We start from the raw sequence: 17,807 nt of genomic DNA, 5'->3' as shown, positions 1-17,807 counted from the left end.
GAGCCTGAGGAGGAAAAACGGAGCCGACAGTACGACGAATTGTCACATAAATGGCGCAGGCGTGCCGTCCGTGCCCTCTGCTTGGCCATAATTGCTATGTTGACATGCCTCTTGCCGCGCAGCACAATGCCGCCATTCCTGGATGAAAACGGACTCGGTACGATGAGAGAATTGAATCACCTGATCCTGAATCTGTATGGCAGTGCGCAGGAATGCACGACGGGCGAGTTCCAGGGACAGGCGCTCGACATGCTGAGGCAGGCGCTTTCCTTCGATTCCGCCGCCATCATCGCCGCCTCTTTTTCTCCTGACATGGCGATTTCGTTGCACAGCCTGCACATGTATCAGCAACCGATAGAGAAACTGGCGGACCGCAAGGCGCTCGTCAGCCCGGACACGATCCTGGCCGATGCCTGCCGTTCGCGCGGCCGCTGCGTGACGATGGCGTCGGCAGAGATCGATCGGCGCTACCTGGACTTGCATGCCTACTGCAGGAAGTATGCGATTGCCCACAGCATGGTGCTGATCTCACCGGCCACCCACCATGCCAACCTGGACTTGATTGCCTTGTGGCGGGCAGGGCCGGAACGCGCCTATTCCGCTACTGAGATTGAACTGGGCAACCTGTTGTTGCCGCACCTGACCCAGGCGCAGGCGATCAACAGCCGTTTGTTCCTGGCAACGGATACGCAGCCGTCACCCGGCAGTGTCCGCTTGCTGGCCAGCCTGAACGGCTGCCTGCAATATATGGAGCCGATTGCCGCCGACATGCTGCAGCGGGAGTGGCCCGAATGGGACCCGCCCATGTTGCCGGCGGACTTTGTTACAGAATTGCGGCGCCCTGGCCTCGGCCGCTACACGGGCAAAACCCTGGTGGCGCAAGTGACGGAACTGGGCGGCTACCTGTATATCCAACTGGCGCAGCGCCCGGCGGGGCGGTCGCTGACCGGCGTCGAAAGCGCTGTGGCGCGCCTGGCGGCCACCGGCCTCAGTTACAAGGATATTGCCCGGCAACAAGGGGTATCGCCGGCCACCGTCAGGAATCAGTTGCACAGCGTATATGCCAAGCTCGATGTCGGCAACAAGACGGCGCTGGCGGCGGCGCTGACTGTGCTGACCGAGATGTTGCCGTAGAAAGTCCATAGAACAATTGTCCTATAGTAATAACTTCCAGCCGGATCTAGCATGAGCGTTGTCGTTGCGAGTCCTGTGTCATTCGCAATTTGTCCCGCAATCCTGGAAGGTCACTGATGAAGAATGCAATTTCGATCGTTTTGTTTGGCGCGGCCCTGTCCGCATGCGGTGGCGGCAGCGATGGCGGCACGCCGGAAGCACCCGTCACGCCGCCCGTCGTGGTCACGCCTCCCGTCGTTCCCGTCGACAGCGTGACGGTGGCATCGGAAGCCGTGGCCAAGCAGGCTGGCCTGAGCGTCATCGCCGGCGCCAGCGCCGATGAAAGCGTGTATGACGTGGCCGCCGATATCGGCGACACGTGGCGCATCACGTTCGACAGCGCCAAAAAAACCTTCAACGTCAAGGTGCTGTCGACGCAGTTCGGCCTGGTCGACCGCAGCGGCACGTTCAGCGCCACCACCACCGGCAATATCACGACCTATGCCGGCACCGACCTGAGCCTGAGTGTCGACGCGCGCACGCGCTTGCTGACAGGGACTGTGAAACTGGGCAACATGAATTCCAATGTCAGCGGCAGCGGCTATGCCGCCACGGACGTGGCCAAGCTGGCCGGCAGCTATATCTTCTTGGGCGCCATGCGCAATGCCTCGAACGGCGGCGACCGTTTCAATCCGAAAGGCAGTCTCAAGGTGGCGGCCGATGGCAGCGCGCAACTGTGCAATGGCGGCGTGTTCAATGCGCAAGGCGTGTGTTCCGCGGTATCGCCGCAGCTGGAAGCGGAAAACGCCAGCCTGACCCTGGTCAAGGATGCGAAGAATGGCTTGCTCGTCGCCCGCCAGGGTGACCAGGACTTCGGCATCGTGCACGTGCACGCTGGCGACCGTGGGCTGGCGCTGTTCATCGACCGCTACAGCCGCAACCAGCAGAACGTGCTGCGCGTGGGCACCATCGTGGCGGCCAAACAGCAAAAGATCGGCACCGAAATCGCCGGCAGTTATGCTTGCGCTGCGCCGGGCATCAGCGCGAAGATCGTGGTGGCAGGCAGCACCGCCACCATCACCAACAACACCGCTGGCAAGACGCACGCCGAAACCATCACCGTCAACAAGCTGGGCCTGGGCGCGCAGGCCGTCGATTTCGATGGCATCGCCGTGTTCAAGGACCCCGCCGACGTGCCGGCGGATTATTCGATGTTCATGCCGGTGTCGTCGAGCATGGCGGTCGAATTCTCGACCGACCGCTCGTATATGGGCACGTGCCTGAAAAATTAAGGGGTGCTGCCACGTTCCTGTGTGAGTAGGTCGGGTTAGCCGGTACGGCGTAACCCGACACCGCCATCAGCGTGGCAGCCGTTCCAGCGCATCCATCAACGGCATCGCCGCGTCGGCAATCCGCTCCAGGCTGGCCTCGCGCAGGGCGGCCGTGTCCACCGTGTGGCCGGAGTCCAGCCCGGCCCAGCGCAGTAGCGCCGAACACGCGGCGGGCGTATCGAACATGCCGTGCAAATAGCTGCCGAGGATTTGGCCGTCACCCGACACTGCGCCTTCCGGCCTCCCATCGATGACAAAGGCCGGCTGCGCCAGCGCCGCGCCATGCGAGACGCCCATGTGGATTTCATAGCCTGCGACGGGCACATCGGCCGCGCCGGCAAACGCGCAGCGGCCGCTCACCTGTTCCAGGCGTTTTTCGCTTGTCAGTTCCGTCACCATGTCCAGCAATCCCAGCGCCGTTGACTCTCCCGCCGCGCCTTCCACGCCCAGCGGATCGCGCACGCTTTGCCCCAGCATCTGGAAGCCGCCGCAGATGCCGAGCACCTTGCCGCCGTAGCGCAGGTGTTTGGCCAGGTAGGCGGGCCAGCCTTGCTGCTGCAGCCAGGCCAGGTCGCCACGCGTGTTTTTACTGCCAGGCAGGATCACCAGGTCGGCCGCTGGAATCGGCTGCCCTTGCTGGATGAATTGCAGGTCGACCTCGGGGTGGGCGCGCAGCGCGTCGAAGTCCGTATGGTTGCTGATGCGCGGCAGTTGCGGCACCACCACCTTGAAGGCGCCCCGTTCGGCCTGCATCGCTTCGACGGCGTCTTCCGCGTCGAGAAACAGGCCGTGCAGATAGGGCAGCACGGCCAGCACGGGTTTGCCAGTCTGCTGCTCGAGCCACTCGATGCCCGGCTGCAGCAGCGAGATATCGCCGCGGAAGCGGTTGATGACGAAGCCGGCGATACGCGCCCGCTCGCTGTCGGACAAACACGCCAGGGTGCCGATGATGTGCGCGAAGACGCCGCCACGGTCGATGTCGGCCACTAAAATAACGGGGCAGTCGACGGCTTCGGCGAAGCCCATGTTGGCGATGTCGCGCGCGCGCAGGTTCACTTCTGCCGGGCTGCCCGCGCCTTCGACGACGACGGCGTCGTACTGCTGGCGCAAGCGCGCGTATGATTCCAGTACGGCGCCCATGGCGATGGTTTTATATTGCTGGTAGTCGCGTGCATCCATCTCGGCGCGCACCTTGCCATGGATGATCACTTGCGCCCCCGTGTTCGATGACGGTTTCAAGAGCACCGGATTCATGTCCGTGTGCGGCGCGATGCCGCAGGCCAGCGCTTGCAGGGCTTGCGCGCGGCCGATCTCGCCGCCATCGCTCGTCACGGCGCTATTCAAGGCCATGTTTTGCGGCTTGAACGGCGCTACGGTTACGCCACGGCGCTTCAATAATCGGCACAGGGCTGCGACGACGGTGCTCTTGCCCGCGTCGGACGTCGTGCCTTGCACCATCAGGGCGGGAAAGGGACTCTTCATGTTTGCTGCTCTTGCCAGGCTGCGATGATGTCGCTGATCTGGCGCAGCCCTTCGGTAATCGCCGCAGGGCCGGGTGACAGGATGTCAGGCGACTTGATCTCGAACAGCATCTGGTTTCTCACGGCGGGAATCGCATCCCAGCCCGGGCGTGCCGCCAGCTGCGCCGGCTGGAACTTTTTGCCGCACCAGCTGGCGAGGATGATGTCGGGCGCGCGCGTCACGACGGCCAAAGGATCGGCGATGATGCGTTCCTTCGCGCCGGGATGTGCGGACAATTCCGGAAAGGCGTCCGCGCCGCCGGCGATCTCGATCAGTTCCGCCGCCCAGCCGATACCGCTCATCAGGGGATCGTTCCACTCTTCAAAGTACATCACGGGCTTGCGCAGCCAGGCGGCGGCGCGGGTGCGGGCGGCGGCGATGTCGGCGCGCAGGCTGGCGATCAGTACTTTGCCCGCTTCTTCGCGCTGCACCAGCGCCGCCAGCACGGCGATCATGCGCAGGATGCCCTCCACCGTGCGCTGGTTGAACTGGTGCACTTCGATGCCGGCCTTGACCAGGTCGCGGCAGATATCGGCCTGCATGTCGCAAAAACCGATCACGAGATCCGGCTTCACTGCCAGGATACGTTCCAGGTTCGTGGACGAAAAGCCGCTGATCTTGGTCTTTTCCTCGCGCGCGCGGGGAGGGCGCACGGTAAAGCCGGAGATGCCGGCGATGACGTCTTCCGCGCCCAGCGCATACAGCGTCTCCACGGCTTCCGTCGACAAACAGGCGATGCGCTGGTAGTGACTCACAGCGTGGCTCACTGCGCCGCCTTGGCTGCAGGAGCGGTGCGGCGCTGGCGCGCCACTTCCAGCTGTTCACACATGGCGGCCGTGCCGTCGATCATGCGCGGGCCGGCGCGGTTCAGCAAATCGCCATTCAGGCGGAACAGGTTATTTTTGCGCACGGCCGTCATCGACGGGAAGGCGCGCCACATGGCCAGGCCGCCTTCGCTGCGCGGATCGCTTTTTTCACTGGTGCCGAAGATGACTTCCGGATCTTCCTGCAGCACGCCTTCCGGGGTGACGACGGGCGCCACCACCTTCATCGCGGCGAACACATTCTGGCCGCCGCACAGGCGCATCGAGTCGCTGATGATGCTCGCGCCGCTCAAGGTATACAAAGGCTTATCCCAAACTTGGTAAAACACGCGCACGGGCGGGCGCTGAGCGTATTGCGCCGTCAAGCTGGCCAGTTTGGCGCGCAGCTGGGCGGCTGCCGGTTTGGCGGTTTTCTCCGTGCCCATCAACTGGCCCAGGCGTTCCATGCTGTCGGGGATGTCGGCCAGCTTGCGCGGTTCGCTGTGATAGATGGGCACCTTCAACTGGCGCAGCATGGCGATCTGGCGTTCGGCGCTGCCATGCATCCACACGACGATCAGGTCCGGCTTCATGGCTATGATGCGTTCCATGTCGTACTGGCGGTTGTCGCCCACTTGCGTGATCTTCTTTGCCGCTTCCGGATAGTCGCTGTAGCTGACGACGCCGGCGATCTTCTCGCCGCCGCCGGCCGCGAACAGCAGCTCCGTCACATGCGGCGCCAGCGCCAGGATGCGCTGCGCCGGCTTTTCCACAGTGACGGTATTGCCGTCGTCGTCGCGCACGGTGATGGCGGCGTGTGTTTGCAGCGAGACCAGGCCAGCCAGCAGCAGCGATATTTTCAGGATTTTCATGTGTGCTTCCATGTGGTGAGGGCCTGCTGCAGGCGCAGGCAGGCGTGTTCGTCGGGGGGCAGGCCCAGGCGGATGCCGTGGGCCGCGTGGCGGAACAGGCGCACCCAGATGCCTGCTTCCGCCATGTGGCGCCAGAACGTTTCGGCGCGTGCTTCCGGCCACCACTGAAACAGCGCCGTGCCGCTGCTGGCGATGCCGTGCGCGGCCAATAACTGATGCAAGCGGACGCCTTCGCCGCGCAGGCGTTCGCGCATCGCTTCCTGCCAGTGCGTGTCGGTGAGCGCAGCCAGCGCCACCTGCTGCGCCGGGCCGCTGACGCTCCACGGCCCCAGCATGTCGGCCAGTTGCACCAGCAGGGCGGGATGGGCGGCGACAAAACCCAGGCGCAGTCCCGCCAGGCCAAAGAATTTGCCCACCGAGCGCAGCACGATCAGGCCCGGCTGGCCTGTGTGCGGCCCGAGGCTGGCTTGCGCTTCCGTATCGCCAAACGCTTCGTCGACCACCAGCCAGCCGCCGCGCGCGGCCAGCTTGCCCGCCCATTCCAGCAGCAGTGCGGGAGCGATGCGCTCACCCGTGGGGTTGTTCGGGTTGCAGATGACCAGTACCTCGCAGTGGTCGACGGCATCGGCCAGCCGCGCATACGGCACTTGTCGCAATTCGTGACCGTGCTGGCCCCAGTGGTGCGCGTGTTCCGCGTACGATGGCGCGGCCACCACCACGCGCGACGGTGCGCGCAGCCGGGGCAGGGCCTGGATGGCAGCTTGCGTGCCGGCGACCGGCAGCATGGCCGGCGCGTCGTAGTACGCGCAGGCGGCAGCGGCCAGCGCGGGATCGGCTTCCGGCAGCCGGTGCCAGGCATTGGCGTCGGGTGCTGGCGCTGTATACCAGTGCGGGTTGATGCCCGTCGACAGGTCGATCCAGTCGGCGATGGGCCGTCCATATTCGCGCGCGGCGTCGCGCAGGTTGCCGCCATGTTCAAGCAAGGTATTTCCCCTTCAGGTAGAACAGGCCCGCCAGCAGCGCCATCCAGATCAGCCACAACACGGCCGTCTCGGCCACCAGGCGCCAGGCGCGGTCGATGTCGCGCGCTTCGGCGGGGCGGCCGCTGCCCAGAGGCGGGCGGCGTTCCAGCTCGCCGTCGTAAATGGCGTCGCCGCCCAAAGCCAGGCCCAGGGCCCCGGCGCCGCTGGCCATCACGGGGCCCGCGTTCGGACTGCCCCAGTTGGGCGCCTGCGTGCGCCAGCAGTGCCAGGCGCGTTTTTTGTCCGTCATGCTCTTGCCCAGCAAGACATACGACAGGGCCGTCAGGCGCGCCGGCAGGTAATTCAAGACGTCGTCGATGCGCGCGGCGCAGCAGCCGAACCAGTCGTAGCGCTCGTTGCGGTAGCCCCACATGGCGTCGAGGGTATTCGCTAGCCTGAACAGGATGGCGCCTGGGCCGCCAGCCACGGCAAACCAGAACAGGGTGCCAAAGACGGCGTCGTTGCCGTTTTCCAGCAGGGATTCCGTGCTGGCCTTGGCCAGGCTGGCCGCATCGGCATTGGCCGTGTCGCGGCTGACGATGCGCGCCGTCAGCAGACGTGCGTTGTCCAGGTCATCGATGGCCAGGGCGTCGGCGATCGGCTGATTGTGGTCGCGCAGGCTGCGCAAGCCCAGGCATAGATACAGCAAGAAGACGTGCAGGGCGGCACCGGCCAGGCCGCACAGCCAGTAGGCGGCATAGCTGATGGGCAGCACGGCCAGCGACCACGCCAGCGCGCCGCGCAGCAAACGCCCACGGCCCCGGTTCAGCAGGCGTTCCAGAGCGCTGGCGAAGCGGCCAAAGCCGACCAGCGGATGCCAGCGGCGCGTTTCTCCCAGCAGCAGGTCGAGCAGCACGCCGGCCGTCATCAAGGCGGCCAGCATGGGCAGCGACAGCCCGCTCAGCATGGGCCACCTTTCAGGTGCAGGGGCAGGCCGGCGGCGACAAAGACAGCCTTGTCGCAGACGGCCGCCACGGCCTGGTTCAAGCGGCCCGCTTCATCGGTGAAGCAGCGCGAAATGGCGCCGTAGGGCACGATGCCCATGCCCACTTCATTCGATACGAGCACAATGTCGCAAGCTGTGTCTTCGATTTCCGCCAGCGCGTACAGCAGGTGCGCGCGCTCGCTGTGGAACAGTTCGGGCAGGGCGATGTCGCCCACGTCCGGATACGTCTCGCCGCTGGAAAACATCAGGTTCGTCAGCCACAGGGTCAGGCAGTCGACCAGCAGCAGGCGGCCGGGCCGTGCTTCCCGCAGGATGGCGTCACCCAGGCGCAGCGGTTCTTCGATAGTCACCCACCCGGCCGGGCGCTGCGCACGGTGATGCGTGATACGCGTGGCCATCTCGCCGTCGCCCGCCTGCGCGGTGGCGAGGTAGAGTACCTCCTTGCCGGACTCGCGGGCCAGCTTTTCCGCATGGGCGCTCTTGCCGGAACGGGCGCCGCCGAAGACCAGGGTGCGCGTCATGGCGCTGTTACCACTCGGTGCCGATTTGTGCGCCGATGCCGGCCGCATACGCATGCTTGACGACGGCCATTTCGGTGACCGTGTCGGCGATTGCGATCAATTCATCGGGCGCGCCGCGGCCCGTGATGACCACGTGCTGCATGGCCGGGCGTTCCAGCAGGTCGGCGATGACTTTATGCACGTCGAGGTAGTTGTACTTGAGCGCGATATTGAGTTCGTCGAACAGCACCAGGCCGTAGCTGGGGTCGGCCAGGAAGGTCTTCGCCTGCTCCCATGCCAGTTCGGCTTTTTCGATGTCGCGCTCGCGGTTCTGCGTTTCCCAGGTATAGCCTTCGCCCATCGCATGAAAACTGATTTCGTCGGGGAAGCGGCGCAGGAATTTTTCTTCGCCCGTCGACATGGCGCCCTTGATGAACTGCACCACGCCCACTTTCATGCCATGGCCCATGGCGCGGATGGCCATGCCGAAGCCGCTCGAACTCTTGCCCTTGCCATTGCCCGTGTTGACGATGATGATGCCGATTTCCTTGTCGGCCTTGGCGATGGCCGCATCGATGATGGCCTTTTTTCTCTCCATGCGCACGCGGTGGCGCTCATTGATGGCGGCGGTGTCCGCGTCGACGGGTTTGTTATCGTTCATTGTTGATCCTCTTTTGGTATGAATATCTTGCGTTTGCCGTGCTCGATGATCTCGATCGGGTGGCCCAGGTAGTCGCTCAGGATGGATGCCTGCATCACGTCGGCCACGGGACCGGCCAGCCAGCCGCCGTCGCCCATCAGCAGCAGCGCATGGGTCGAGACGCTGTGCGCCAGGTTCAGGTCATGCCCCACCATCACCACGGTTTTATTCTGTTCGCGGCACAGTTTCGACAGCAGGCCCATGACGCTGACCTGGTGCGCCAGGTCGAGCGCATTGGCCGGTTCGTCGAGCAGCAGCAAGGGCGTGTCCTGCGCCAGCATGGCGGCGATCGCCACGCGCTGGCGCTCGCCGCCGGACAGGCTGCGCACATCGCGCTCGGCCAGGTGTTCCACTTCCATCGAGGCCAGCGCCGCCAGGGCGATGCGCTGGTCGTCGCTGCCTTCCCAGTAATGGTTGTCGTGATACGGGTGGCGCGCCGACAGCACGGTTTCGATGACGCGGTACGAGAACGCGTCGTGGCGCGCCTGCGCCAGGAAAGCCCGTTCGCGCGCCAGTGCGTCGAGCGGCCAGTCGATCAGGGCGCGGCCCTGTATCGTCACGTGGCCCGTATCCGGTTCGCGCAAGCCGGCCAGGGTGCGCAGCAAGGTGCTTTTGCCGGCGCCATTGCGGCCGATCACGCTCCAGCATTCGCCATCCCTGATGTGCCAGATGAGGTTTTCCACGAGGCAGCGCGTGCCCGCCTTCAGGCCGAGTTGGTAAGTACGTATCATGCCTTTTTCATCCCCTGCGCAAGCGGTGCAATTGGTACAGGAAGACGGGCGCACCTATCATGGCCGTGACCACGCCGACGGGCAACTGCAATGGCGCCAGCACGGTGCGCGCCAAGGTATCGGCCAGCACGAGGAAGGTGCCGCCGGCCAGCGCGGCGGCCGGTATCAGCAGGCGATGATCGGGACCGCAGGCAAAGCGCAGCGCATGCGGCACGATCAGGCCGACGAAACCCACGCTGCCGGCGCTGGTGACGGCGCTGGCCGTGAGCAGGCCGGAGCAGAAGAACAGGCCCTTGCGCAGCGCGCCCACGCGCACGCCCAGGGTGCTGGCCGCTTCCGCATGCAGCGCCATGACGTTCAGCGAGCGCGCGCAGCGCAAGGCGAAGACCAGGGCGCCGGCCAGGACCAGCCATGGCATCAGCCGTGCAGGTGCGCCGGACAGATCGCCGATCATCCAGAACACCATGCTGCGCAAGCGGCTTTCCGGGGCGATGGACAGCATCAGGGTGACGATGGCCATGCAGGCCGAGGCCAGGATCACGCCCGTCAGCAGCAAAAGCGAGGCGCCGCCTTCGGCCGCCGTGCCGCCGCGCAGGTCGCGCCGGGCAAAAAAATACAGCAGCATGGACACGCCGACGGCGCCGGCAAAGGCGGCCGCGTCGACCACCCACAGCGCGCACATGAACAGCAATGCGGCCAGTGCGCCGACGGAGGCGCCGGCGGAAATGCCCAGCACGTACGGGTCGGCCAGGGGATTGCGCAGCAGCGCCTGCATCATGACGCCGGCCAGCGACAGCGCCGCGCCCGTGACAAAGGCGGTCAGCGCGCGGCCCAGGCGCAGGTCAAGCAAGGTGGCGGCGAGAGTGTCGGCCTTGCCCTGCACGACATGGAACAGGGCGGAAGGCAGGTCGGCGAGCGGGATCGCGATCGAACCGATCATGCCGGAGAAAATCAGGCTGGCAATCGCGCACACGATCAGCACCGTGAGGATCACGGTGGCGCGGTGGCGCATATTGCGGAAAAATGGGTGCATGTACTGCCTTAAAAACGGGGACTGCAGAACTGCATCTGCGGGCGACGGCGGCATGCCATCGCCCGCAGCTTACATCATTACTAGGTGCTTATTTCATGCCGTAGCGTACGCCAACGAAGAGGTTCGAGCGTGGCGTCGCGTAGAAACGGCTCAGTTCATAGTCTTTGTTGGTGATGTTGTTCCAGCGTGCCAGCACCGACCAGTCACGCGCGAACTGGTAGGTGGTGTACAGGTTCAGCAAGCCATAGCCACCGAGAGTGCTTGTGTTGGCGAGATCTGCAAAACGTTTGCCCGACAACTGCCATTCCGTACCGGCGGTCAAGCGACCGGTCGTGTAATCGACAGCGAAATTGGCGTGTTTTTTTGCGCGGAGCGCCAGTTGCTTGTCGAGCGATTCATTGCGCGGATCTTGCAGGTCGATATTGCCGCTGACGTTGAAGGCACCGAATTTATGCGCGCCAGCCAGTGTCACGCCTTCGAGCAGAGCTTTGTCGACATTCGTGCTGCAGCCATAGCCTGGTTTCCATCCAATAACTGGGCAAGCCGATACATAGTTGATCATATCGGTAATCTTGTTATGATAGTAGATCGCGCTCAGTTGCGATTGGCCGTCGTTGTAGTGCAATCCAATTTCAGCATTGCGGCCTTTTTCTGGCTTGTTCGTGGGGATGCCAAAACCAGGGTAGTACAGATCGTTGAAGGACGGTGCGCGGAAGCTGGTGCCATAGCTGGCGCTGGCGCGCAAGGCGTTGCTGAAACGGTAGCCATAGGCGACGCTGCCCGTGTTGTGCGTCCCGTACACCGAGCTGTCGTCGCGACGGCCGCTGATGCTGGCCAGATGAGCGCCGCGCACCAGGTTGTACGATGCCGCGAAAGACTTTGTATTGCGTCCGCCGGACAGGCCTTCGAGCGAGCTCACGACGTCTTCGTCACGGTATTCACCCAGCAGTTGCAGGGTGTCGCGGCCGAGGAGAATATCGTTTTGCCAGCTGATGTCAGTTTGCTTGGTGTCGAACTGGCTTCTGCCGGAGGTGCCTGCGGCGGATACTGCGGTCAGTTTATCCTTCGATTCTGCGTAGCGCAGCTCGCTGGTCCAGTTCGGCAAGAACTGGTTCTTCGTGAAGACCGAAATGCTTTCCTGCTTATTGTAGTTGCGCGCGTCGAAGTTCAAGCCCGCATCGAATTGTGCATCCAGTTTGCTGTTCAGGAAAACCAGGCCGACGTCATGTCCCTTGGCCATCTGGTAGCCAAACTGGCCGCTGACGCTTTCCTTGTCGTAGCCGTCTTTATCGCCGTTATAGGAAAAATTACCAGGTTTGGTGGCGGAATAGCCATCCGATTTTTCCTTGCCCGCGGTCAGCGCGTAGCTGAAACTGTTGTTGCCACCGGTAGAGCCGGCAACGCTGGCTTCCAGCTGGCGGGTGTTGTCGCGGCCGTAGCCGGCGAAGGCGGAAAAGCGCGTCGCGCCGTCGCCTTTCTTGGTAAAGATCTGGATCACGCCGCCGACGGCATCGGCGCCATACATGGTGCTCAGTGGGCCGTAGACGATTTCAACGTGGTCGATGCTCGACAGAGGCAGGGCGCTCCAGTTGGCAGTGCCAGATGTGGCGGAGCCGATACGTACACCATCGACCAGCACGATATTCTGGTTGCCGTTCGCGCCGCGAATGAATACGCTCGAACTGGTGCCTGGGCCGCCATTGCGATTGACTTCAATGCCGCGCTGCTTTTGCAGCAGATCGATCAGCGTACCGGCGCCCGAGCGCGCGATGTCTTCCGAGCTGATGGTTTGCGTATCGCTCAATACTTCGCTCAGGTGCTGCGGGTAGCGGTTGGCGGTAACGACGATGGGATCGAAGGTGTCTGGCGTGGCTTGGGCGAAAGCGGCAGGCGCGGCAATGGCTAGCGCGAGCGACGTGAGCGCCGCGTGGCGGGAAACAGCATGGGTCATGATAGTTTTCAGTAAGTAATATGCAACCAGCCGACGTCCCCGTAGGCCAGATTGAACAGAAGTGGGAACTGAAGATGACGATCGAAGATGGCCATGGGCCATTCGGATCGCGAACATCCCCGTTCGCACACTTCCACCTGTCCTGGCCGGTATCCGGGCTGGCAAGTACCGCTATCCCACCTTCCCATGCTCGATGATTGCAAGCACAGTGGTTGTCAGAGATAGCTTGTCGCCCGCTTCCTGTTGCGAGGGGCGACACTTGCTTACCGTTGCGGGGGCAGCACACGTTCGCCGCGACTGCGGCATCGTGTTTCCCGTTTAACTGCGCTCATGGACATGAACGCGGGCACCAAAACCCCGCCATTATACGTGCAGCAGGCGTGGACTGAAATGGCTGGCTGGACGATTCGATATCAGAAATCGACGACGACCGTCGCACCGTAGGCGATTTTATGGGCGGAACGGGCGGCCAGCAGAGCCGCTTCCTCCAATGGCAGCCGGGCTTGCAGTGCCGACAGCAGGCGGATGGTGCCCGCATGGCAGATGAGGATGGCCGTTTCGTGTTGTTCGCGCAACAGGTCGCCTAAAAACGCATCGACACGGGTGGCCATCGCCAGCACATTCTCGCCTCCACCGGGGCGGTACCAGGCCAGGTCGGCCGCCCAGGCATCGATGTCCGCGCGCGCAATCGCGTGCCAGGGCTGCATTTCCCACGCGCCGAAATCCATCTCGGCCAGCCGCGCGTCAAGGCGCAGGACGCTGGAAGGCAGGTCTTGCGCCAAGGCTGTCGCCAGGCCGGCGCAGCGGCGCAGCGGACTGGCGTAGAGCGGTACGCCGGCCGGCAAAGTCGCTTGCAGGCTGGCGCGCACCGTGGCCATTTCGTGCGGCGCCACCGCCACGTCGCTGCGGCCATAGCAGGTGCCGCTGGTGACTTGCGGCGTGGGGTGGCGAACGAGGATCAGGCGCATGCTTGTTTAGTAGAAGCGCAATGGAGGTTGAAAGCTGGACAGGATGGCCAGGTAAATCGCCACTTCCGCCACCTGCTGCACGGCGCCCAGGCAGTCGCCCGTGTAGCCTTGCAGGCGGCGCTGGCATTTGCGGCCCAGCCAGAATGCGGCAGCTGCCGCCGCCACGAAGGCAAAGACCAGCGTGGCCCAGTCAAATATGCCCAGCAGGCCGCAGGCGATGGCGGGCAGCAGGCCGCAGAGGGTGGCGATGATGAATTCTCCCGTCGTCATCTCCTGTGCCATCGGCTTGGCCTTGCCTTCGTCGCGTGCGTAGTCCATGAGCCAGATCAGCGACACGGCGGCCAGGCGCGAGAGCGGGTGGGCGATGAATAATGTCGCCACTACCGTGGCAGGCGGCAGTGAAGCGAGCGCCGCGCATTTGATCGCTAGCAGGCAGAGGATGCCGATGGCGCCATACGCGCCGATGCGCGAATCCTTCATGATTTCCAGCACCCGCTCGCGCGTCATGCCGCCGCCGAAACCGTCGCACATGTCGGCAAAACCGTCTTCATGGAAGGCGCCCGTCAGGTAGATGCCGGCGGCAACGGCCAGCAGCACGGCCACCGCCGAAGGCAGCAGCCAGCTGGCCACCAGATACACGGCGCCACTGATGGCCGCCACCACCACGCCGACCAGCGGGAAGTAGCGCGAGGCGTGCTGCAGCCAGGCCTGCTCGAAACCCACCCAGCGCGGTATCGGCAGGCGCGTGAAGAACTGCAGCGCGATAAAGAACAATCGGCACTGGTGGACTGCGGCGGAAACGGGATTAGCCATCGTCTTAGTCTGGCGTGGACTTTTCGCTGACCTGGGCCGAGGCAAACGTCGCCATCTCGCGCATGAAGTTGACGGCCGCGTGCAGCAGCGGCAAGGCCAGCGCCGAACCCGTGCCTTCACCGAGGCGCAAATCGAGGTGCAGCAGCGGACGTGCGTCCAGGCTGGCCAGCAACTGGCGATGGCCGTTTTCATCGGAGCAGTGCGAAAACACGCAGTAATCGAGGATGGCCGGCTGCAGACGGGCCGCCACCAGCAGGGCGCTGCTGACGATGAAGCCGTCGATCAGCAGAATCATGCGCCGTTCGGCCGCCTTGAGCATGGCGCCGGCCATCATGGCGATTTCGAAGCCGCCAAAGGTGGCCAGCACGTCGAGCGGCTCATTGACTGTCGCGTGATGGGCGGCGGCCGCTTCGATCACTCGTTGTTTATGCAACACGCCATCTTTCGACAGGCCGGTGCCGGCGCCCACGCAATCGGCGACGGGCGTGCCCGTCAGCTTGTGCATCAGTGCCGCGGCAGCGGTGGTGTTGCCGATACCCATTTCGCCAAAGCCCAGCACATTGCCATCCAGGGTGGCGACCAAGTCCATGCCCGCTTGCATGGCGGCCAGGCATTGTTCCTGGCTCATGGCGGGCTCTTTGGCGAAGTTGCGGGTGCCGGGGCCTTGCTTGCGGTCAAGCAAGCCGTCGCGCGGGCCGAAATCATGGTTCACGCCAGCGTCTACTATATAGAGGGCGCAATCGGCCTGGCGGGCGAAGACATTGATGGCGGCGCCGTTGCCGAGGAAGTTCTCCACCATTTGCCAGGTCACGCTTTGCGGATAAGCGGAAATGCCTTCCGCGACGACGCCATGGTCGGCCGCGAAAACGATGATGGCAGGCTGGTGCAATGCCAGTTGCGTGCCTTGCTGGATCAGGCCGATCTGATGGGCCAGGGTTTCCAGCATGCCGAGGCTGCCCAGCGGCTTGGTCTTGCTATTGATGGCGTGTTCGAGTGCGCTGGCCAGGGCGGGATTGGCGGTAGAGGTAATGTGTGGGATAGGCATGGGAATCTATATGGATGAGGCAGGGTATGGTCGGCACTACGATATCACACAGCAATATTTGCCCAGATGCAAATTAGCGCTTGCGGGGAGTTCGGGCCAGGGCTATAATTCGCCCCCTCGCTGAACGACGCATGCAAATGCCGAGTGAGACGAGAGAAAAGAAGGAGTTGACGGATTTAGCGAAATGCTTCATACTCTTCCTTCTTCGCAGCTGACAAACACAACGCTTTGTCGGTAGCGCGAGAGTGGTAAATAAGCAGCACCGAATACAGTTCTTTAACAATTAACAGTCGATAAGTGTGGGCATTTGATGTAAGTGCAGCGTCAATCTTCGGATTGGCGTCTAACTTAAAATATCAAATGTTCACAAGAAATAATGAAATAGGATACTTCTTCGGAAGTAGCCTGTCAGTTTTTTGAGTGAGCGACCCATCAGCAATGATGGTGCCTGTAAAAGGGCAAAGTAACAGAGATTAAACTGAAGAGTTTGATCCTGGCTCAGATTGAACGCTGGCGGCATGCCTTACACATGCAAGTCGAACGGCAGCACGGAGCTTGCTCTGGTGGCGAGTGGCGAACGGGTGAGTAATATATCGGAACGTACCCTAGAGTGGGGGATAACGTAGCGAAAGTTACGCTAATACCGCATACGATCTAAGGATGAAAGTGGGGGATCGCAAGACCTCATGCTCGTGGAGCGGCCGATATCTGATTAGCTAGTTGGTAGGGTAAAAGCCTACCAAGGCATCGATCAGTAGCTGGTCTGAGAGGACGACCAGCCACACTGGAACTGAGACACGGTCCAGACTCCTACGGGAGGCAGCAGTGGGGAATTTTGGACAATGGGCGAAAGCCTGATCCAGCAATGCCGCGTGAGTGAAGAAGGCCTTCGGGTTGTAAAGCTCTTTTGTCAGGGAAGAAACGGTGAGAGCTAATATCTCTTGCTAATGACGGTACCTGAAGAATAAGCACCGGCTAACTACGTGCCAGCAGCCGCGGTAATACGTAGGGTGCAAGCGTTAATCGGAATTACTGGGCGTAAAGCGTGCGCAGGCGGTTTTGTAAGTCTGATGTGAAATCCCCGGGCTCAACCTGGGAATTGCATTGGAGACTGCAAGGCTAGAATCTGGCAGAGGGGGGTAGAATTCCACGTGTAGCAGTGAAATGCGTAGATATGTGGAGGAACACCGATGGCGAAGGCAGCCCCCTGGGTCAAGATTGACGCTCATGCACGAAAGCGTGGGGAGCAAACAGGATTAGATACCCTGGTAGTCCACGCCCTAAACGATGTCTACTAGTTGTCGGGTCTTAATTGACTTGGTAACGCAGCTAACGCGTGAAGTAGACCGCCTGGGGAGTACGGTCGCAAGATTAAAACTCAAAGGAATTGACGGGGACCCGCACAAGCGGTGGATGATGTGGATTAATTCGATGCAACGCGAAAAACCTTACCTACCCTTGACATGGCTGGAATCCCCGAGAGATTGGGGAGTGCTCGAAAGAGAGCCAGTACACAGGTGCTGCATGGCTGTCGTCAGCTCGTGTCGTGAGATGTTGGGTTAAGTCCCGCAACGAGCGCAACCCTTGTCATTAGTTGCTACGAAAGGGCACTCTAATGAGACTGCCGGTGACAAACCGGAGGAAGGTGGGGATGACGTCAAGTCCTCATGGCCCTTATGGGTAGGGCTTCACACGTCATACAATGGTACATACAGAGCGCCGCCAACCCGCGAGGGGGAGCTAATCGCAGAAAGTGTATCGTAGTCCGGATTGTAGTCTGCAACTCGACTGCATGAAGTTGGAATCGCTAGTAATCGCGGATCAGCATGTCGCGGTGAATACGTTCCCGGGTCTTGTACACACCGCCCGTCACACCATGGGAGCGGGTTTTACCAGAAGTAGGTAGCTTAACCGCAAGGAGGGCGCTTACCACGGTAGGATTCGTGACTGGGGTGAAGTCGTAACAAGGTAGCCGTATCGGAAGGTGCGGCTGGATCACCTCCTTTCTAGAGTTTGCACGAATCAGAAATGATTCACGCATCAAATGTTCACACTTATCGGCTGTTAATATAAAGAACAGCATTTGGGGCTGTAGCTCAGCTGGTTAGAGCACCGTGTTGATAACGCGGGGGTCGTTGGTTCGAGTCCAACCAGCCCTACCAGTTTCTGTAGTCTGGAAATACCCTAGGGGGATTAGCTCAGCTGGGAGAGCACCTGCTTTGCAAGCAGGGGGTCGTCGGTTCGATCCCGTCATCCTCCACCAAAAGTTCAAACGTAAATCAGTGTTGAGTTCAACACAGGGATTTAGGTTTGGTCTTTTCGAGATCAAGTGCTGTATGTTCTTTAACAATCTGGAAGAAGTAAAGATTATTTATTGATCGGTTTGCCATAACAAGCAAATCGATGGGTAATGATTGTATGTATCAACAAACAAGCAACAACGTTGTACTTTCTTATC

15 protein-coding genes, 2 tRNA genes, 1 rRNA gene and 1 riboswitch are annotated in these 17,807 nt (G+C 62.0%); of the genes, 5 read left to right on the top strand and 13 right to left on the bottom strand.

What is annotated here, in order from left to right:
- The first annotated feature begins 162 nt into the window (after positions 1-162).
- Entirely contained in the window at positions 163-1,134 is a 972-nt protein-coding gene (locus tag ACPJXG_RS23735; RefSeq protein WP_219311708.1) for a helix-turn-helix domain-containing protein, read from the top strand.
- 116 nt (positions 1,135-1,250) lie between these two features.
- The gene (locus ACPJXG_RS23730) at positions 1,251-2,405 is read left to right on the top strand and encodes a hypothetical protein (RefSeq protein WP_425252523.1); all 1,155 of its coding nucleotides are present in this window, start codon (positions 1,251-1,253) and stop codon (positions 2,403-2,405) included.
- Positions 2,406-2,471: 66 nt separating this feature from the next.
- Here the strand turns inward: ACPJXG_RS23730 and ACPJXG_RS23725 are convergent, their stop codons facing one another.
- The 13 genes from ACPJXG_RS23725 to cobT all read right to left on the bottom strand — a co-directional run bounded on the left by ACPJXG_RS23725 (position 2,472) and on the right by cobT (position 15,349).
- Entirely contained in the window at positions 2,472-3,926 is a 1,455-nt protein-coding gene (locus tag ACPJXG_RS23725; RefSeq protein WP_425252522.1) for a cobyric acid synthase, read from the bottom strand.
- A complete protein-coding gene (locus tag ACPJXG_RS23720) occupies positions 3,923-4,732 on the bottom strand; it encodes an ABC transporter substrate-binding protein (RefSeq protein WP_425252521.1) in 810 nt (269 codons plus the stop codon). Before ACPJXG_RS23720 ends, ACPJXG_RS23725 begins: the two co-directional genes overlap by 4 nt.
- Positions 4,729-5,640: a cobalamin-binding protein gene (locus tag ACPJXG_RS23715; protein WP_425252520.1), complete on the bottom strand. Its 912-nt coding sequence runs from the start codon at positions 5,638-5,640 to the stop codon at positions 4,729-4,731. The genes ACPJXG_RS23720 and ACPJXG_RS23715 overlap by 4 nt, the downstream gene beginning before the upstream one ends.
- Positions 5,637-6,623 (bottom strand): threonine-phosphate decarboxylase CobD, encoded by a 987-nt coding sequence (cobD, locus tag ACPJXG_RS23710; protein ID WP_425252519.1) that lies wholly within the window; start codon positions 6,621-6,623, stop codon positions 5,637-5,639. The genes ACPJXG_RS23715 and cobD overlap by 4 nt, the downstream gene beginning before the upstream one ends.
- Positions 6,616-7,569, bottom strand: coding sequence for an adenosylcobinamide-phosphate synthase CbiB (gene cbiB, locus ACPJXG_RS23705; RefSeq protein WP_425252518.1), 954 nt, complete (start codon positions 7,567-7,569; stop codon positions 6,616-6,618). The genes cobD and cbiB overlap by 8 nt, the downstream gene beginning before the upstream one ends.
- Positions 7,563-8,129, bottom strand: a complete 567-nt coding sequence (cobU, locus tag ACPJXG_RS23700) for a bifunctional adenosylcobinamide kinase/adenosylcobinamide-phosphate guanylyltransferase (RefSeq protein WP_035824904.1) — start codon at positions 8,127-8,129, stop codon at positions 7,563-7,565. Before cobU ends, cbiB begins: the two co-directional genes overlap by 7 nt.
- Before the next feature lie 7 nt (positions 8,130-8,136).
- Complete coding sequence (gene cobO / locus ACPJXG_RS23695) at positions 8,137-8,769, bottom strand: cob(I)yrinic acid a,c-diamide adenosyltransferase (RefSeq protein ID WP_035824906.1); 633 nt, start codon at positions 8,767-8,769, stop codon at positions 8,137-8,139.
- Positions 8,766-9,539: an ABC transporter ATP-binding protein gene (locus tag ACPJXG_RS23690; RefSeq protein ID WP_425252517.1), complete on the bottom strand. Its 774-nt coding sequence runs from the start codon at positions 9,537-9,539 to the stop codon at positions 8,766-8,768. Before ACPJXG_RS23690 ends, cobO begins: the two co-directional genes overlap by 4 nt.
- Positions 9,540-9,546: 7 nt before the next feature.
- The gene (locus ACPJXG_RS23685; protein ID WP_425252516.1) at positions 9,547-10,572 is read right to left on the bottom strand and encodes a FecCD family ABC transporter permease; all 1,026 of its coding nucleotides are present in this window, start codon (positions 10,570-10,572) and stop codon (positions 9,547-9,549) included.
- An 88-nt stretch (positions 10,573-10,660) separates the two neighbouring features.
- The gene (locus ACPJXG_RS23680; protein ID WP_425252515.1) at positions 10,661-12,640 is read right to left on the bottom strand and encodes a TonB-dependent receptor domain-containing protein; all 1,980 of its coding nucleotides are present in this window, start codon (positions 12,638-12,640) and stop codon (positions 10,661-10,663) included.
- A gap of 10 nt (positions 12,641-12,650) precedes the next feature.
- Positions 12,651-12,892, bottom strand: a riboswitch (cobalamin riboswitch).
- A 44-nt stretch (positions 12,893-12,936) separates the two neighbouring features.
- On the bottom strand, positions 12,937-13,491 hold the full coding sequence (locus tag ACPJXG_RS23675; RefSeq protein ID WP_219311688.1) for a histidine phosphatase family protein: 555 nt from the start codon (positions 13,489-13,491) through the stop codon (positions 12,937-12,939).
- 6 nt (positions 13,492-13,497) lie between these two features.
- The gene (locus tag ACPJXG_RS23670; RefSeq protein WP_425252514.1) at positions 13,498-14,304 is read right to left on the bottom strand and encodes an adenosylcobinamide-GDP ribazoletransferase; all 807 of its coding nucleotides are present in this window, start codon (positions 14,302-14,304) and stop codon (positions 13,498-13,500) included.
- A 4-nt stretch (positions 14,305-14,308) separates the two neighbouring features.
- The gene (cobT, locus tag ACPJXG_RS23665; RefSeq protein ID WP_425252513.1) at positions 14,309-15,349 is read right to left on the bottom strand and encodes a nicotinate-nucleotide--dimethylbenzimidazole phosphoribosyltransferase; all 1,041 of its coding nucleotides are present in this window, start codon (positions 15,347-15,349) and stop codon (positions 14,309-14,311) included.
- Between the two features lie 475 nt (positions 15,350-15,824).
- Between cobT and ACPJXG_RS23660 the strand changes: the two genes are divergently transcribed.
- The 3 genes from ACPJXG_RS23660 to ACPJXG_RS23650 all read left to right on the top strand — a co-directional run bounded on the left by ACPJXG_RS23660 (position 15,825) and on the right by ACPJXG_RS23650 (position 17,612).
- Positions 15,825-17,355: ribosomal RNA gene (locus ACPJXG_RS23660) — 16S ribosomal RNA — on the top strand.
- A gap of 79 nt (positions 17,356-17,434) precedes the next feature.
- Positions 17,435-17,511 (top strand) — tRNA-Ile (locus tag ACPJXG_RS23655).
- A 25-nt stretch (positions 17,512-17,536) separates the two neighbouring features.
- Positions 17,537-17,612 (top strand) — tRNA-Ala (locus tag ACPJXG_RS23650).
- Positions 17,613-17,807 lie beyond the last annotated feature (195 nt).

This window comes from Janthinobacterium sp. NFX145 (genome assembly GCF_049810325.1).
Taxonomy (GTDB): domain Bacteria; phylum Pseudomonadota; class Gammaproteobacteria; order Burkholderiales; family Burkholderiaceae_D; genus Janthinobacterium; species Janthinobacterium rivuli.
This window is presented reverse-complemented; position numbering and strand designations above follow the sequence as displayed.

Coding starts and splice junctions, on each gene's coding strand:
- cobU (WP_035824904.1), bottom strand. CDS start 8,129: ATGACGCGCACCCTGGTCTTCGGCGGCGCCCGTTCCGGCAAGAGCGCC.
- ACPJXG_RS23735 (WP_219311708.1), top strand. CDS start 163: ATGAGAGAATTGAATCACCTGATCCTGAATCTGTATGGCAGTGCGCAG.
- ACPJXG_RS23670 (WP_425252514.1), bottom strand. CDS start 14,304: ATGGCTAATCCCGTTTCCGCCGCAGTCCACCAGTGCCGATTGTTCTTT.
- ACPJXG_RS23690 (WP_425252517.1), bottom strand. CDS start 9,539: ATGATACGTACTTACCAACTCGGCCTGAAGGCGGGCACGCGCTGCCTC.
- ACPJXG_RS23730 (WP_425252523.1), top strand. CDS start 1,251: ATGAAGAATGCAATTTCGATCGTTTTGTTTGGCGCGGCCCTGTCCGCA.
- ACPJXG_RS23715 (WP_425252520.1), bottom strand. CDS start 5,640: ATGAAAATCCTGAAAATATCGCTGCTGCTGGCTGGCCTGGTCTCGCTG.
- ACPJXG_RS23725 (WP_425252522.1), bottom strand. CDS start 3,926: ATGAAGAGTCCCTTTCCCGCCCTGATGGTGCAAGGCACGACGTCCGAC.
- cbiB (WP_425252518.1), bottom strand. CDS start 7,569: ATGCTGAGCGGGCTGTCGCTGCCCATGCTGGCCGCCTTGATGACGGCC.
- ACPJXG_RS23675 (WP_219311688.1), bottom strand. CDS start 13,491: ATGCGCCTGATCCTCGTTCGCCACCCCACGCCGCAAGTCACCAGCGGC.
- ACPJXG_RS23680 (WP_425252515.1), bottom strand. CDS start 12,640: ATGTTCGCGATCCGAATGGCCCATGGCCATCTTCGATCGTCATCTTCA.
- cobT (WP_425252513.1), bottom strand. CDS start 15,349: ATGCCTATCCCACACATTACCTCTACCGCCAATCCCGCCCTGGCCAGC.
- ACPJXG_RS23685 (WP_425252516.1), bottom strand. CDS start 10,572: ATGCACCCATTTTTCCGCAATATGCGCCACCGCGCCACCGTGATCCTC.
- cobO (WP_035824906.1), bottom strand. CDS start 8,769: ATGAACGATAACAAACCCGTCGACGCGGACACCGCCGCCATCAATGAG.